The following is a 608-nucleotide window of genomic DNA, read 5'->3' as shown; positions in this document are numbered from 1 at the left end:
GGATATATTTTTATCATTAATTTTGGTGGAGCCTAGCGGGATCGAACCGCTGACCTCCTGCGTGCAAGGCAGGCGCTCTCCCAGCTGAGCTAAGGCCCCATAATAGAATTTCACTTATTAATTATGTTTCATGGTCGAGAAGACAGGATTCGAACCTGCGACCCCTTGGTCCCAAACCAAGTGCTCTACCAAGCTGAGCTACTTCTCGTATGTATTGGCGCGCCCGGCAGGAGTCGAACCCACAACCTTCTGATCCGTAGTCAGACGCTCTATCCAATTGAGCTACGGGCGCATATATGAATGGTGCCGAGGACCGGAATCGAACCGGTACGGTAGTCACCTACCGCAGGATTTTAAGTCCTGTGCGTCTGCCAGTTCCGCCACCCCGGCACATTTGGAGCGGAAGACGAGGTTCGAACTCGCGACCCCCACCTTGGCAAGGTGGTGTTCTACCACTGAACTACTTCCGCATGTACTAAATAATTGTTACCGGCAATCTTAACAACCTAAATGGTGCGGGTGAAGGGAGTCGAACCCCCACGCCTTGCGGCGCTAGATCCTAAGTCTAGTGCGTCTGCCAATTCCGCCACACCCGCATTTAAGTATTA

6 tRNA genes are annotated in these 608 nt (G+C 52.1%); all 6 read right to left on the bottom strand.

The window, feature by feature from the left end:
- Nucleotides 1-23: 23 nt before the first annotated feature.
- Nucleotides 24-99: transfer RNA gene (locus ACFQU5_RS11680), tRNA-Ala, on the bottom strand.
- A 32-nt stretch (nucleotides 100-131) separates the two neighbouring features.
- Nucleotides 132-208: transfer RNA gene (locus ACFQU5_RS11675), tRNA-Pro, on the bottom strand.
- Between the two features lie 7 nt (nucleotides 209-215).
- A tRNA-Arg gene (locus ACFQU5_RS11670) sits at nucleotides 216-292 on the bottom strand.
- A gap of 9 nt (nucleotides 293-301) precedes the next feature.
- Nucleotides 302-390, bottom strand: a tRNA-Leu gene (locus ACFQU5_RS11665).
- A gap of 5 nt (nucleotides 391-395) precedes the next feature.
- Nucleotides 396-470 (bottom strand) — tRNA-Gly (locus ACFQU5_RS11660).
- 41 nt (nucleotides 471-511) lie between these two features.
- Nucleotides 512-596, bottom strand: a tRNA-Leu gene (locus ACFQU5_RS11655).
- Between the last annotated feature and the right edge of the window lie 12 nt (nucleotides 597-608).

The organism is Ureibacillus sp. GCM10028918 (assembly GCF_042666115.1).
Taxonomy (GTDB): Bacteria; Bacillota; Bacilli; order Bacillales_A; family Planococcaceae; genus Ureibacillus.
The sequence above is the reverse complement of the archived record's forward strand: the minus strand, read 5'-3'. Positions and strand labels throughout refer to the sequence as shown.